Origin of the sequence: Nostoc sp. UHCC 0302 (assembly GCF_038096175.1) — a bacterium.
Classification (GTDB): domain Bacteria; phylum Cyanobacteriota; class Cyanobacteriia; order Cyanobacteriales; family Nostocaceae; genus UHCC-0302.
The window spans coordinates 7,316,623-7,330,603 of the sequence record NZ_CP151099.1; the positions used below are offsets into that span (position 1 = coordinate 7,316,623).

The 13,981-nt window shown below is 43.9% G+C and carries 11 protein-coding genes, 1 tRNA gene and 1 riboswitch; of the genes, 4 read left to right on the plus strand and 8 right to left on the minus strand.

The genetic code is table 11. The features are described 5' to 3' along the window. The first annotated feature begins 135 nt into the window (after positions 1-135). Positions 136-2,472, plus strand: coding sequence for a cation:proton antiporter (locus WKK05_RS31625; protein WP_341526951.1), 2,337 nt, complete (start codon positions 136-138; stop codon positions 2,470-2,472). A gap of 241 nt (positions 2,473-2,713) precedes the next feature. Here WKK05_RS31625 and WKK05_RS31630 read toward each other — a convergent pair whose 3' ends face one another. The 4 genes from WKK05_RS31630 to WKK05_RS31645 form a co-directional block, all read right to left on the minus strand. Next, complete coding sequence (locus WKK05_RS31630; protein WP_341526952.1) at positions 2,714-3,199, minus strand: plasmid segregation centromere-binding protein ParR; 486 nt, start codon at positions 3,197-3,199, stop codon at positions 2,714-2,716. Positions 3,200-3,204: 5 nt separating this feature from the next. Beyond that, a complete protein-coding gene (locus tag WKK05_RS31635) occupies positions 3,205-4,356 on the minus strand; it encodes a ParM/StbA family protein (protein ID WP_341526953.1) in 1,152 nt (383 codons plus the stop codon). 218 nt (positions 4,357-4,574) lie between these two features. After that, entirely contained in the window at positions 4,575-5,189 is a 615-nt protein-coding gene (locus tag WKK05_RS31640; protein WP_341526954.1) for a DedA family protein, read from the minus strand. A gap of 633 nt (positions 5,190-5,822) precedes the next feature. Then, complete coding sequence (locus WKK05_RS31645) at positions 5,823-6,905, minus strand: Gfo/Idh/MocA family oxidoreductase (RefSeq protein WP_341526955.1); 1,083 nt, start codon at positions 6,903-6,905, stop codon at positions 5,823-5,825. A 687-nt stretch (positions 6,906-7,592) separates the two neighbouring features. On the opposite strand from WKK05_RS31645, the gene queC reads away from it, so the two are divergent. Further along, complete coding sequence (gene queC, locus WKK05_RS31650; protein WP_341526956.1) at positions 7,593-8,270, plus strand: 7-cyano-7-deazaguanine synthase QueC; 678 nt, start codon at positions 7,593-7,595, stop codon at positions 8,268-8,270. A gap of 96 nt (positions 8,271-8,366) precedes the next feature. On the opposite strand, the gene WKK05_RS31655 is transcribed toward queC, so the two are convergent. Further along, positions 8,367-9,728, minus strand: a complete 1,362-nt coding sequence (locus WKK05_RS31655) for a hemolysin family protein (RefSeq protein WP_341526957.1) — start codon at positions 9,726-9,728, stop codon at positions 8,367-8,369. 144 nt (positions 9,729-9,872) lie between these two features. Continuing rightward, positions 9,873-10,574 (minus strand): hypothetical protein, encoded by a 702-nt coding sequence (locus tag WKK05_RS31660; RefSeq protein WP_341526958.1) that lies wholly within the window; start codon positions 10,572-10,574, stop codon positions 9,873-9,875. A gap of 187 nt (positions 10,575-10,761) precedes the next feature. Here WKK05_RS31660 and WKK05_RS31665 point away from each other — a divergent pair. Beyond that, positions 10,762-10,834, plus strand: a tRNA-Ile gene (locus WKK05_RS31665). Between the two features lie 121 nt (positions 10,835-10,955). Here WKK05_RS31665 and WKK05_RS31670 read toward each other — a convergent pair. Continuing rightward, a complete protein-coding gene (locus tag WKK05_RS31670) occupies positions 10,956-11,390 on the minus strand; it encodes a hypothetical protein (RefSeq protein WP_341526959.1) in 435 nt (144 codons plus the stop codon). A gap of 101 nt (positions 11,391-11,491) precedes the next feature. Here WKK05_RS31670 and pyrE point away from each other — a divergent pair, with 101 nt between their 5' ends. Next, positions 11,492-12,112, plus strand: coding sequence for an orotate phosphoribosyltransferase (gene pyrE / locus WKK05_RS31675; RefSeq protein WP_341526960.1), 621 nt, complete (start codon positions 11,492-11,494; stop codon positions 12,110-12,112). 111 nt (positions 12,113-12,223) lie between these two features. On the opposite strand, the gene thiC is transcribed toward pyrE, so the two are convergent. Further along, the gene (gene thiC / locus WKK05_RS31680) at positions 12,224-13,597 is read right to left on the minus strand and encodes a phosphomethylpyrimidine synthase (protein WP_341526961.1); all 1,374 of its coding nucleotides are present in this window, start codon (positions 13,595-13,597) and stop codon (positions 12,224-12,226) included. A 6-nt stretch (positions 13,598-13,603) separates the two neighbouring features. Then, a riboswitch (TPP riboswitch) is annotated at positions 13,604-13,699 on the minus strand. Positions 13,700-13,981: the final 282 nt, after the last annotated feature.

Consider the following 13,981-nt stretch of genomic DNA (forward strand, 5'->3'; position numbering starts at 1 on the left):
ACAGACGCGATTAATCGCGTCTTTCCTAATGCCCAATGACAAATTTTGTGGTTCTTCACAAATAACCTGTCTCTGAGATATATAAAACTTTGTATGCTGAAGGTTAAGTAGGTCTTAATATTTTTATAAAAACCTGTGCAGGAAGATTTCAGACTAATTGTTGATTTAGTTTCAGTTCTCGCTGTCGCAGCCTGTGGAGGGCTACTAGCGGCGCTTTTACAACAACCCGTCTTACTTGGGTATTTAATTGGCGGGATGATTGTAGGGCCAGCCGGACTGGGATTGATTAAAGAAGTTATTCAAGTAGAAACTCTGGCACAGTTCGGTGTTGCCTTTTTGTTGTTTGCCTTGGGGGTGGAATTTTCCTTTGCGGAGCTGAAGAAGGTCAAAGCGATCGCTCTTGGTGGCGGCGGGTTACAGATTGCCCTAACGATTTTGATCACAGTTTTGGTCTGTGGAGTCACAGGAGCCTGGGGAACCTTACCTGCGAAAGGTATGTTTTTGGGGTCGATTCTGTCTTTATCTTCCACAGCAGTTGTTCTCAAATGCTTGATGGAGCGCAATGAAACAGAAACACCGCACGGGCAGGTGATGCTGGGGATTTTGGTAGTACAGGATTTGGCATTGGGACTGATGCTAGCAGTATTACCAGCCCTCAACCAACCAGCAGAAACTATTGGCATCGCAGTGCTAACAGCTCTTGCATTGATTGGTTTATTTGCCGCAGGCGCAGTAGCAGCGGGAATTTGGCTGATACCGCCTTTGTTGCGACTGCTAGCCCGTACTGAAAGCCGAGAGCTATTTTTATTAGGTGTAGTAGCTCTATGTTTGGGGATTGCGCTGCTAACAGAACATTTGGGGCTGTCGATTGAGATGGGGGCGTTTGTCGCAGGTTTGATGATTTCGGAAGTGGAGTATGCCGACCAAACCCTGACTTATGTGGAGCCACTGCGAGATATCTTTGCCAGTTTGTTTTTTGCGGCCATTGGGATGTTAATTGACCCAGTGTTTTTGTGGAACAACCTGGAATTGATTTTGGGGTTGGTAGCGCTAGTATTCGTTGGTAAGTTTTTGATTATCACGCCCTTAGTCAAACTGTTTCGCTACCCTTTGAAAACAGCCTTAATTGCTGGTTTAGGACTGGCTCAGATTGGAGAATTTTCCTTTGTTCTCGCCAGTGAAGGACAGGCTTTAGGGTTGGTGTCTCGACAAATATATTTACTAATTTTGGGAACTACAGCAGTCACACTCATGCTGACTCCGTTTGTCCTGCGGTTAGTACCATTTTTATTTAATATTGCCGAATCAATGCCCTGGTTGAAACCATATTTAGAAGAAGACCAACCGCGCGATGTATCGGAAGACCTACCCTTAAAAGACCATGTAGTAGTTTGTGGGTATGGGCGAGTCGGTAGAAATTTGGTGAAGTTGTTGCAGCAACACAACCTGCCGATGGTGGTAATAGATCAATCAGAAAGTATAATTCAGCAGTTACGTGATGCAAATGTAGCTTATGTTTATGGCAATTGTGTGAGTCTTCACGTTCTGGAAACTGCTGGGGTCAACCATGCTAAGGGAATGGCGATCGCGCTCCCTGACCCTATGAGTACCCGTCTTTGCCTAAAACGTGCTTTGGAATTGCGTCCAGAATTAGATTTGGTTGTCCGCGCCACCCAAGATAAGAGCATTGAAGTGCTTTACCAACTGGGAGCCAGGGAAGTAGTGCAACCAGAGTTTGAAGCTAGCTTAGAAATGGCTACCTACTTATTAACTGGTTTAGGCTTGTCGTCAGATGTAGTGCAACGCGAAATGCAGCAAATTCGCAACGATCATTATTTGCAATTGCGGCCAGAGCGTTCTGCTTTAGAGGTCTCCCGTGATTTGCAGCAAGCAACTCGCGATTTGAATCGGCGTTGGTATCCTCTACCATCTGGTTCGCCCTTAATTGGCATGAGTATTGAAGAAGCGGATGTGCGCTACTTAACAGGAGCGAGTTTGATGGCAATTCGCCGCGCTAACGGCGATGAAATAGATTATCCCAATGGGCAAACCAGATTGCAAGAGGGCGATCGCCTGCTCGTAGTAGGAGCAAATGAGGAACTAGCAGCTTTAGCAGAATTTGCTAAGGGTCAGGCGGCTGTTCCTGGAGAAAATAGTGCCTGCCAGTGGATTACAGTCAACGCCAATGCGCCAATCCTGGGTAAAACCCTTGCCGATTTAGATATCGCTGAAAAATATGGGATAGAGGTGCAGGCAATCAGGCGAGATGGCAAGTTTGTCCGTTCTCCTGATAGCAGCCTTGACTTGCGCCTCAGCGACCAAGTGCTATTATGCGGTAACTTATCTGGTTTGAATCAACTACAACAGTTGTTTGCTGTAGTTAGTCAAGTGCCTCTTTCTATTCCAGTAGTCAAAGCTAGTGAGGCAGAAGCGCTCAAAGACTTTTTGCCTGTAGATAATTTGCGGGAATAATTTGTAATTAAACTCTTGACCTTTGACCTTGTACAGACGCGATTAATCACGTCTCTATTCTTGACCTTGTACAGACGCAATTAATGAGCCAGCGCGTTGCGGGGGTAACCCCCGTTGTAGCGACTGGCGTCGCGTTTCTACTCTTGACTGCTACAAAAATATTAATAATCCTTAATAGTGTTTACTATTAAGGATTATTGGCATGAGCAAAAGATGCTCACAAACCTGATTTTTCTTTTCCCTAAAAGTCATCAAGAAACTGACTAAGGCGGCTAATTACAGGGTCAACCTCTTGAGGAGGGTTAGCAGTATAAGAAGTATTATTTATTACTTGTACATCTGATACTGATTGAGTTGGAGACTGAATAATTGAGCGGTCATTTACGATGATTGCCAGTTGTGCAACTTGTTGAGAAAGTTGCATAATATGGCGTTCCATTGCCTCCAAACGATTAGATTCCCTGGCAAAAAAACGTTCCTCAAGGTCAGCCACTTGACGTTGCAACTCACCGATTTGTCGTTCACCCGGTTCTGTTGCTGTTTTGGGACTAGGTCGTGCAGATTCCGGTACACATAAAGATTGCCACAAGGCTTCTTTACAGAGGTCGCTGAAAGTCTTGTCAGGCCGTTTTTCCAAATAGCTTTCTACTTGGGCTAACAAGCTTTCATCAGCAACTTCTGGGTTGAACGTGACGGATTTAACTACCTTTTTTGACCATTGGAACATCAGTTTTAGGCCCTAGCAGCACGAACGGCGGACAATTGCGCCTCACCATAAATATACTGCCCCAAGGCGTTAGCTTGCCGAGAAGGCGCTGCTAAATGAGCATTAATCTTTGCCTCATTCAGCAGACGTTCAACGTCTTCCCAGAAGAACTCACCACCCCCTCCAGTGAGAATTACATCCGTGACACGTTCTGGCAACCAAGCTAGGACACGGCTAGAGATTTCCCGCGAAAACATTTCTGTAAGGTTGGGTAGAAAATCATCTAGGTTGGTGGGCTTACTAGCGCCTCTAGGACGATAAAAGCGCTCGCCTTTGGGTTTGTTCACAGCAGAAATCAATGCTAGAGATTGACTATCTGCTCCTTGGATCTCGGCGGCTACGAGTTCATAAAACTTGTTCATTCCGAAGTCTTCACTCTTAGAAGCACCTCTGGCAAAGCGGAAGTTATCAACCATTAGAAGATCAACGGTTTGATGCCCAATGTCAACAATTGCCACAGATATTTTCGTAAAATCAGGCACTGTATTTCCTTTCTTCGGTTGAGCTTCAGACCAAAGGAGGCTACCGTAACCTTCTGGCATGACCCAGACTTTATTAACGTTTAGTGATAAAGATTCGCCTCGGAAGTTTAATACGTGAGGGCCACTTACTTGGCTAATCAACTGTGCTTTTTCCTTTTCAAATTGTTCTAAAGAAAGGAAAGGCAGACCCAGTACAACTGAGATATCATCTTTAAGTTTGAAGTAACCAGCACTTGCCAAAACTTTAACTAGTGCAGCCTCTACCTTAGATTGACCGACTCCTAGATTCGCTCCAAAGTCTGCTGCGAGCTGACCTACAGCATAACCATTACCTTGATACTCCAGCCACAAATCCATTAGAGGGTCAGTTGCCCTGGCTTCAAAAACGCCCCCGCGTACCTGTTCTATCGACAATTGCTTGACGTTGGCAGGTACAAACACCACACTGTTCGGTTCGCGACTCACACAAGTCTTTGTGGAAGTTCTACCTAAATCAACACTGAGAATTGTTTTACCTGAACCTGTATTGCCTGTCTTGGGAGTATTAGTAGAATTTAGGGGGGTGGATGCCGAGACTCTATTCATGGGTATAGCAGCGGCATTAATTGGGGTAGCGGCGGAAGGTTGGTCTGTCATGAATGCTCCTAGTCCTAACTTAACTGTAAAAAGTTGTCATGCTCATCTTACAAAAATGCGAGCAACCAGAAATTTTAGGTTGCGTCAAGTGTAGCCAGAAATACGCCAACATGAATTTTTGGCGATCGCACATCTAGTATTATTTGGCATAGTGTAGGCGAATTTTTGCCAGATGTAACCCCTGCTTAAACTGCTTTCAAACCAAAAGCACCCATGTCTCATCTTCTGCGACTTTTTCCTCGGCGTTTGAATATCCAGACAATAAATGCCAGAACTAGACCCCCAAGCACAATTTTGGATACAGGAGCAAGGTACTTGTCCACAAGTTCATACTGACTACCCAATATGTATCCTGAGTATGTTAGCAAACCTACCCAGGCAGCGCTACCTAATGTTGTGTAAAATAAAAATGGTAGCAAGTGCATATTGCTGATGCCTGCGGGAACAGAAATCAATGTCCTAATTCCCGGAACAAGGCGACCAATAAAAACTGCTTTGCTGCCTTGCCGATCAAACCAGCCTTTAGCCTTTGTGATATCTTTACTGGAGATGGTCAGCCATTTACCGTACTTGTCAGCCCAACGTTTCAAGCGGGTTTCGCCTAAGAACTTACCAGGATAATACCAAACAAGTGCGCCCAACACTGAACCCAAAAGTCCTGCAAAAAAAACGCCAATGATATTGAGTCTGTCCGGAGTGGCTCGTGCTGTAAATCCTGCCAGTGGCATAATCAATTCTGAAGGAATTGGGGGGAACAAGTTCTCTACGAACATTAGCAAGGCGATTCCCCAATAACCTAGTGAGTTGATAGTATTGGTAATCCATTCAAGCATCGAGTCAATTCCTACAATTGCCGTACTAGTTTTGTTGCTAAATTAAGCATTAGTTTTCTCAAAAGTTAATTGTCTATTCTTTTTAAAGCCAAAATAACTTATAAGAACAATCGGAGCTAGAGTAAAACACTTTTGTCTCCTCTGCGGTTTGTAGACTGTGGAATTCATGCCAATTCCTTTTCAGCGTGTGACAAAATGCCGCTGCGAGGACGCAAAGACATACCAGATGCGGATATTGATTTTTAGCAAAATTTTCGAGAATTAGTTTTACAGCAGAATCCAGCAATAAAACAGGTGTTATATCCAGCTTTGAGACTTAGTTTGTGTACTTAACCCAGTTGGAATCCGCTATAAATTCTGTTTTCAAACCTTTAAATCCCCCCTAACCCTTTTAAAAAAGTAGGTTAAGGAGGATATAGAGGTTTGAGGACAATTTGACAAGCCATTCTAAGATTCTCCTCTGAAGCTAGGGTAGTAGGGAAGTAGTGGGGATGAAGAGCGAAAATGTATTTTTATCTTTTTCCTCTGCTCCCCTACTCCTCGGTCACTGAGCGTAGCCGTAAAGCTTGCGGCATAGCTGCGCTTAGGGCGCAGCCTCTCGTAGAGAAGTGCTGCTCCCCTGCTCCTTCCTTTTTAGACTGTCGGGGTTAATGATTGTACTCTTGATTCCGATTGCCAGTCTAATGGGTTCCAAACTCTTTCTTCTAAAGCCATCTGCTCAATCAGACTTGCCAATCTCAGAGCTTTCAGAGCTTGTTCACCACCCACTGAAGGTTGATTACCACCGTGTACGCAGGTAACAAAATGCTCTAACTCTGCACTTAGAGGTTGAACGTTATTGGTGTAAACTTTTTCAATTACACCATCTTGCCGATAGAGTACTTGTCGATGGTCGCTCAGAGCGTTAGCTGTCGTTTGTCTGTGAATCAAAATTTCATTCTTGAGAAAATCTGCTTCTGTGAATGAGTTTTTGCAATGGGCGACAATCCGGCGGATTTTTCGATGAGTGACTTTACTGGCAGTTAAAGTAGCAACAATGCCATTAGCAAACCCCAAAGTGGCAGTTACGTAATCTAAATAACCAGAGTCCAAGGCACGAGTACCGCTAGCCGTCAATTTTACCACTGGGGAAGCGGCTAACTCTAGCAGGAGGTCAATGTCATGGATCATTAAATCCAGCACAACCGAAACATCGTTGGCTCGATCTGAATACGGACTCATACGGTGAGCTTCGAGTGCCAGTAATTCCTCTGTTTTCAGGACTTGGCTGAGTTCTCGAAATGCTGGATTAAAGCGCTCAATATGACCTACTTGCAGGATACACCCAGACTCAGCTGCGGCATTCACTAGGGATTCTGCCTCAGAAATACTTGCAGCGATCGGCTTTTCGATTAAAACATGGATTCCTGATAAAAGACAGTTGATGCCCACGGCGTAATGTAGGCGGGTCGGAACAGCTATACATACTGCTTCCACAAGAGGTAGCAGGTCACCATAATCTTCAAAAAAACGTACCTTGTACTTGCTGGCGGTTTCTAATCCCCGCTCGACGTTAATATCTGCCACTCCTACAAGTTCAACGTCTTTCATTGAACTCAGTACGCGAGCGTGATGTTGTCCCATGTTACCCACCCCAATCACGCCTATGCGGATCGGTCGTGGCTGGTTGCGCTGTGTATATGGATTCGATTCTGCCACTGACATGCTATCTTGCACTATTGTTCTCTCCTCAACCACCAAATTTAGAGACGCTACGGCCGTTGGCGTTTATACTGAACAGCCAGTTACGATCCGTCTAAAACCATCCAGATGGTAACATAGAGGCTATGTTTATGAAGAATTTCAAAGTTTGCAATCGGTTCCCGCAATTTGACTATCTTTTGTATAAACAGTTCAGAATTACTCAATTTTTTCAATAAAGTGCAAAAATAATATGTCTTATTACTGACTTTTGCAACTAAGTAATATTTAGGTGAACATTTTCTGAAGTACTGAGGGTTGAGTTATGACTCTTGGGGTTATCTAGGTATGGCTGTTAGGCAATTAAATACCAAGTTTAATATTTAATTAATACCATTAAAAGGAAAAAAGTTTTTTGTCAGTAAAATGACAAAAATGTAAAAATCTCATACTGAGACTAGTTTTTTCAGAAAAATTGCATTAAAAATTGCCTCCATCGATATTTGAAATGATTTTTGCATAATTATTTGCAGTAATAAGCGATCGCTCAAGGAGCAATTGCAAAGCCAATATTACTACCTTTTGAGAGAAACTGATAAAGATAGTTTTTTTTAATATCTAGTGTGTGATGGTCTTTGCTGTCATTCAGATAGGTTTAAGCGTATGTTTGACATCTACTTGAAGTGTGATTTAGTAATTTGAAATTCCAAATTTGAAACTGAAATGAAAGCTGTAATTTTATTGTCTGGCGGATTAGACTCTTCTACAATTTTGTACAAAGCGAAGGTGGATGGTTATGAGTGTTACGCCATTTCCTTTGATTACCAGCAGCGACACCGACGAGAATTAGAGTCAGCCCTCCTGGTCGCTCAAAAAGCTGGAGTCGTAGAACATCAGGTAGTTAATTTTGATTTACGGCAATGGGGCGGTTCAGCGCTTACAGACGACGCTATAGATTTACCTGAAAAGCGTTCTCTAAATGAAATGTCTCAAAATATTCCTGTCACCTATGTTCCTGCCCGTAATACCATTTTTTTAAGCTTTGCTCTAGGCTATGCTGAAGCGATCGCTGCTGAATGTGTCTGTATCGGCGTCAACGCCCTAGATTACTCAGGATACCCTGACTGTCGCCCCGACTACATCCAGGCGATGCAGGAAGTCTACCGACTAGGAACCAAACAAGGGCGTGAGGGACAACCAATTAGTATTGTTGCACCCCTAATTAACTTAAAGAAAACCGAAATCATCCAGCTTGGTAACCAATTGGCAGTTCCTTGGGAGCTTACTTGGTCTTGCTATACCGGTGCTAGCGTCGCCTGCGGCGTCTGTGATTCTTGTCGCTTGCGGTTAGCAGCTTTTGCTGAATTGGGACTTGTCGATCCAGTGCCGTATGCTTCTTGAGTTAGGAGTTAGGAGACGCGATTATACTCTTACGAGAAGCCGCTCTTTGAGCGTCTACGCGTCTGTACAGGAGTTAGGAGGTAAAATTAATAACTTCTAACTTTCAACTCCTAACTCTTCCAACCGTCGCAGTTGGATTTGGTGTAGGCGTGGCCCAACAATTGACACTACTGTGAATTCAAGATTTTGGTAGGAGAAGATTTCGCCTTTAGCAGGAATTTTTTGCAACTGATACAGTAAAAAGCCTCCTAATGTTTGGTATTCTCTTGTCAAAGGCAAATTCAGATGCAAGACTTCGTTGAGGTCTTCGAGGTTGATCTGTGCTTGTACCAGAAATGTCTGCTTATCTAACATCTGGATCAGCAAGTCTTCATTACTCTCAGATTCGCTGGCGTCGCCAATGATTTGGGCAATTACATCTTTGATTGTCACCAGTCCCACAGTTCCGCCAAATTCATTCACAACTATGACCATAGCAGGTTTCTCTTGCTGCATCATTGGCAAAAGTTCACTTAAGGCTGTGTGTTCTGGAACAAACCGTGCGGGGCGCATCCACGGTTGGATTTGTGTCTCTAAATTCAGCTTTCCTACAGCTAAGGGTTTTGCCAAATCTTTAAAGTAAACAATGCCGCGAATATCATCCAAAGATTCACCAATCACAGGATAGCGAGAATGTCCAGTAGAAAGCATTTCCTTGAGTAATGTCTGGAAAGTCGCGTCTTTTGGTAGGGCTACAATGCTGGTACGGGGAATCATCACAGCTTGAGCCATGACATCCCCAAACTCAAAGACATTATTTAGCAGTTCTCGCTCCGAAAGCTGTAAACCTGTGGATTCACGTTCGGTGGAGATAATTAGTTGCAATTCTTCAGGGCGAAGAGGTGGTCTCCAGCTTTGACCTGTGTATTGGATCCCAAAAATTCTTAACAGCCAGCGGGTTGATTGATTAAGAATCCAGATAAAGGGGCTAAAAAAACGGACGATCGCTTTTACTGGAGGCCCTAAAAACCTAGCTAGCTGTTCTGAGTACAGCATAGCTAAGGACTTAGGACATAGTTCGCCTAAAACTATTTGCAAATAGGCAATCAGAAAAAAGGCGATCGGAATTGACAGGGAATGAGCCATGAAGAGACTCATTTCATCGGGTAGAGGCCAGGATTTTAGCCAAGCATCCACCAACACAACAATCGTATTTTCTCCAATCCATCCCAGCGCCAAGCTAGAGAGGGTAATGCCTAACTGGGTGGTAGACAGTAGTCTATCTATACTACGTTGCAGCATATCAACAGCGATCGCTGGAATGTCACCAGCCTCAACTAGCTGGTGAATACGCGTTCGTCGGACACTCACCATCGAAAACTCTGCCGTCACAAAAAAGGCATTTATGGCAATCAGCAGTAGCACTGACAACAATCGCAGCCCCACATCTGTCCAAACCAAGCTAGGAATACCACTCACCGCAAAGCTCGTGTAAAACTCACGCCCCCATTTAGAGGGATTGGGTATTGGGGATTAGGTATTAGGTATTGGGCAACATTTTTCCCAGTCCCCAATCCCCAGTCCTTAGTTCTCAGCCCCCAATCCCTAGTCCCCAGTCCCCTACTACCTTTCTACAGGAATATCGGATACCTCTAGCTTCAATTTCTGAGCAGGATAGTCTGTCAGAGCAAGTGATATTTTCTTCACCTCATCCAGTGAAGCCGTAGGAATGCTCACTGTACCAGAAAATGTTGGGCCATTTACAGGTAATTCTGTTGGTAAACCCTCTGTACTAGCGCTCAAGGTTCGGCCTTTGTCATCCGTGACATCCAAAAAACTATACAAGAAGCGCACAGAATCCTTACCTTTATTTTGCATATTCACTTTCAGTAGCAAATCCCCCCCAGAGTAGCGGGCAGATTGTACAGAAAGGGTTACGCCTTCACTCTGGGCGCTAATCGGAAAACCTTGCTGGGGTTTTTCTTGAGCCACTTCTGGGGGTTTTTCCTCTGGCTTCTGCTTGCTATTACCAGTCTCTTCATCATCTTCCTCTAGGTTTTCTGATTTAGCAGCCTTAGTCTTACCCTCAATTCGCGCCTTGACGATTTTTAAGATGTCTTGCTCTTTTAATAAAGATACCCCTGCCGCCTGGGAGTTATTTGTCTTATTGCTGGCAAATTTGGTTGCAGGACGACCATCTGGTGTTGTAATACCTTTGAGTGCTGAACTCCCCAGATTAAATCCCAAAAACGCACTCACAGAACCAGCTCCCATCATTAGAGTTAATAAAATCAATGTCAGAAGTACAGTGGAATTTAGTTTCATCGCTGACAAGCTATTGCAAAAGAATGCTGGTCTATTTAAGACTATTGAAGCAGTTGACCTCAATTCTTAAAGGAACTTAATCAATATTAGTTTGTACTATTTCACAGTTTATTTATCTAGTATAAAAATCTGGTAAACTATTTTCCAGGAAAAAAATCTGTAAACTCAGGTTACAATTAAAATCTGACCAGGGTTGGCCGAGCGGTTGAGGCAACGAACTCATAATTCGTGCAAGGCAGGTTCAACTCCTGCACCCTGGATTTAAATAGTGGTGAGTTAAAAGTGCTGAGTGCTGAGTGGGGGAAATGAAGGAGCAGAGAGCAGCGGAGATAATAGCTCTGAATTCCTAACTCATAACTTAATACTCAGCACTCAGGACTGTTATCGAGGTGGTAAAGTTTCAAACCGGAATTCAGTCCCAACTTTCAGCTTGTCAGTGTTTAAGCGAGGAGATGCTAGCAGTGATGTGTCGTAAGGATTTGGTAAATCTGGAGTGCGAATATATGGATCATTGCCAACTTGCTGGGTAAGCACATCACGATAGAGGGTGTTAACCAATTCAGCATCACGGGCAATTTCATTTTCTGGGAAGGAACCACCGAAACCTACACCAATTCCTAGCCATGAGTCTACCTGACGCTTGAGACTGCCATTTTCGTAGAAATTGCGATCGTGCCGAAAAAATGCTCGTTCAAATACATCGTTCGTTGTTTCATAATTAGGTGTTTTTGTCTGGGCGGATGCACTAGAGGAAAAAGCACTACTAGTAGCCAATAACACCAATAAACCGCTAAAAATTTTAAAATTTATACTCATATTCCCTACTCCTCAATTTTTGGGCGAGTCTTAACTTATGCTTATTTTCAGAACTGTGATAAGTTCAACCTTTGGTGTAGCACAACTTTTAATGTTTTGTAATGACGTATCCTACTGAAACTCCTACCCAGTCTGATGTTTGGGCTGCTACTGTTGATTTGACTACTCTACGCCACAAATTACTAGATTTATTTTCTCAACTCGCTTATCAAGAAGGTGATTTTGTCCTTGCTTCCGGGTTGCGTAGTTCTTATTACGTCAATAAGATGCAGGTAACACTCCACCCCCAAGGTGCATTGGCAATAGGGCGGCTACTGTTACCTTTACTACCTATAGATACTCAGGCTGTGGCTGGTTTAACAATGGGTGCTGACCCACTTGTGACAGCAGTAAGTATAGTTTCTGTCTATGAAAAACGAACGATACCAGCGTTGATTATTCGCAAAGAAGCCAAAGGTTATGGGACGAAGGCTTATATTGAAGGCCCTAGTTTGCCAGAGGGTGCAAAAGTCGTAGTTTTGGAAGATGTCGTTACTACTGGGCAATCTGCGCTGAAAGCAGTTGAACGGCTCAAGGCAGTAGGCTATACAGTTAATCAAATAATTGCACTGGTAGACCGAAAGCAAGGTGGAGCAGAATTGTACCAGTCGGCTGGGTTAAATTTTGAAAGTTTGTTTTCGATTGAGGAGATTCAGCAGCGGTATCGGGAATTAGGGAATTAGTTACACGATCGCAAATTGATAATTATTTTATATATAAAAATAGCCTGCGATCGCAGGCTATTTTTATGCAGATCCAGACTTTTAGTCTGAGGACTATTAGTGATGCAATTGTTAACTCTGCGTCACCTTTTCTTTTGCCAAGAACTTCTCTAGTTCTGTCAGCGCATCAGCATCAACTTTAGTTTGCATTGGGCAGAACTTAGGCCCGCACATCGAACAAAACTCAGCGGTTTTGTATATGTCTGCTGGCAGAGTTTCATCGTGATACTCTTTGGCTCTTTCTGGGTCGAGTGATAATTCAAACTGACGGTTCCAATCAAAGTTATAGCGGGCGTGGGAAAGTTCATCATCTCTATCCCTAGCACCTGGGCGATGTCTGGCAATATCAGCCGCATGAGCTGCTATCTTGTAAGCAATCAACCCATTCCGTACATCTTCGGCGTTTGGTAATCCTAAATGTTCTTTTGGTGTGACGTAGCACAGCATCGCTGTACCATACCATCCAGCCATTGCAGCTCCAATGGCTGAAGTAATATGGTCATAACCAGGAGCAATATCTGTTACCAATGGCCCTAGTACGTAGAAAGGTGCTTCTGAACACTCTTCCATCTGCTTGCGGACGTTGAACTCAATTTGATCCATTGGAACGTGTCCAGGCCCTTCTACCATCACCTGTACATCATCTTCCCAGGCTTTGCGAGTTAGCTGTCCGAGGGTTTTGAGCTCAGCTAATTGCGCGGCATCTGAAGCGTCATGAGTGCAGCCAGGACGCAGAGAATCTCCTAAACTGAAGGAGACATCGTACCTTTTGAAAATCTCAATGATGTCCTGGAAGTGGGTGTAAAGCGGGTTTTGTTTGTGGTGATGTAGCATCCACCGTGCCAAAATACCGCCGCCGCGAGAAACAATACCAGTAATCCGGCTTCTCACCAAAGGCAAATGCTCCAGCAAAATCCCGGCGTGGATGGTTTGATAATCTACCCCTTGCTGGGCGTGTTTTTCGATGACATGGAGAAAATCATCAGCGGTGAGCTTTTCAATTGTGCCGTGGACACTTTCTAAAGCTTGGTAAACTGGCACTGTACCAATGGGAACAGTTGAAGCGTTGATGATAGCTGTGCGAATTTCATCTAAGTTACCGCCACCTGTGGACAAGTCCATTACGGTATCAGCACCGTACTTCACCGACAGCATCAGCTTATCGACTTCTTCTTGAAGATTAGAAGAGTTAGGGGAAGCACCGATATTAGCATTTACCTTACATCTGGAGGCGATGCCAATGCACATCGGCTCTAAATTAGTGTGATTAATATTAGCAGGTATAATCATTCGCCCCCGCGCCACTTCCTCACGAATGAGATCAGCAGGGAGATTTTCCCGTTGGGCGACATAGTGCATTTCTTCGGTGATAACACCTTGGCGTGCGTAGTGCATTTGAGAAACATTGCTCTGGCCACGCCGCTTAGCAACCCATTGTGTCCGCATATTGAATTCCTCGATAAACAGCTTCCCTCCGCTGGTATTACCCAGACTCAGGTGTTAAGGGTGTGATCTCAGCCTGAATTGTAGGCACCCCTAGCATGGTTGTTGATTGTAGCACCTTGGTTATGGCTGCGAACGAGGACGTTAACAATTCCTGAAGTGTGGGAGTAATGTTTTCTTGTTTCTGCTGAATATGGTCTAAATATATTGGGATGTCCAATTCTCCGCAAACTTGTCGTAAAAACCAATTGTCGCCAGCATCCTAATAGCCAAATACATGAAAGAAACTCCATCAGCATCAAAAGCTATGGAACAAAATCATAAAAAGTACTCGCAAAGACTAAATTTTATTTCCACAGTTGGATGTAAATATTTATGTTAAGCAAA

Coding starts and splice junctions, on each gene's coding strand:
- WKK05_RS31635 (WP_341526953.1), bottom strand. CDS start 4,356: ATGACAGACCAACCTTCCGCCGCTACCCCAATTAATGCCGCTGCTATA.
- queC (WP_341526956.1), top strand. CDS start 7,593: ATGAAAGCTGTAATTTTATTGTCTGGCGGATTAGACTCTTCTACAATT.
- thiC (WP_341526961.1), bottom strand. CDS start 13,597: ATGCGGACACAATGGGTTGCTAAGCGGCGTGGCCAGAGCAATGTTTCT.
- WKK05_RS31630 (WP_341526952.1), bottom strand. CDS start 3,199: ATGTTCCAATGGTCAAAAAAGGTAGTTAAATCCGTCACGTTCAACCCA.
- pyrE (WP_341526960.1), top strand. CDS start 11,492: ATGACGTATCCTACTGAAACTCCTACCCAGTCTGATGTTTGGGCTGCT.
- WKK05_RS31640 (WP_341526954.1), bottom strand. CDS start 5,189: ATGCTTGAATGGATTACCAATACTATCAACTCACTAGGTTATTGGGGA.
- WKK05_RS31660 (WP_341526958.1), bottom strand. CDS start 10,574: ATGAAACTAAATTCCACTGTACTTCTGACATTGATTTTATTAACTCTA.
- WKK05_RS31670 (WP_341526959.1), bottom strand. CDS start 11,390: ATGAGTATAAATTTTAAAATTTTTAGCGGTTTATTGGTGTTATTGGCT.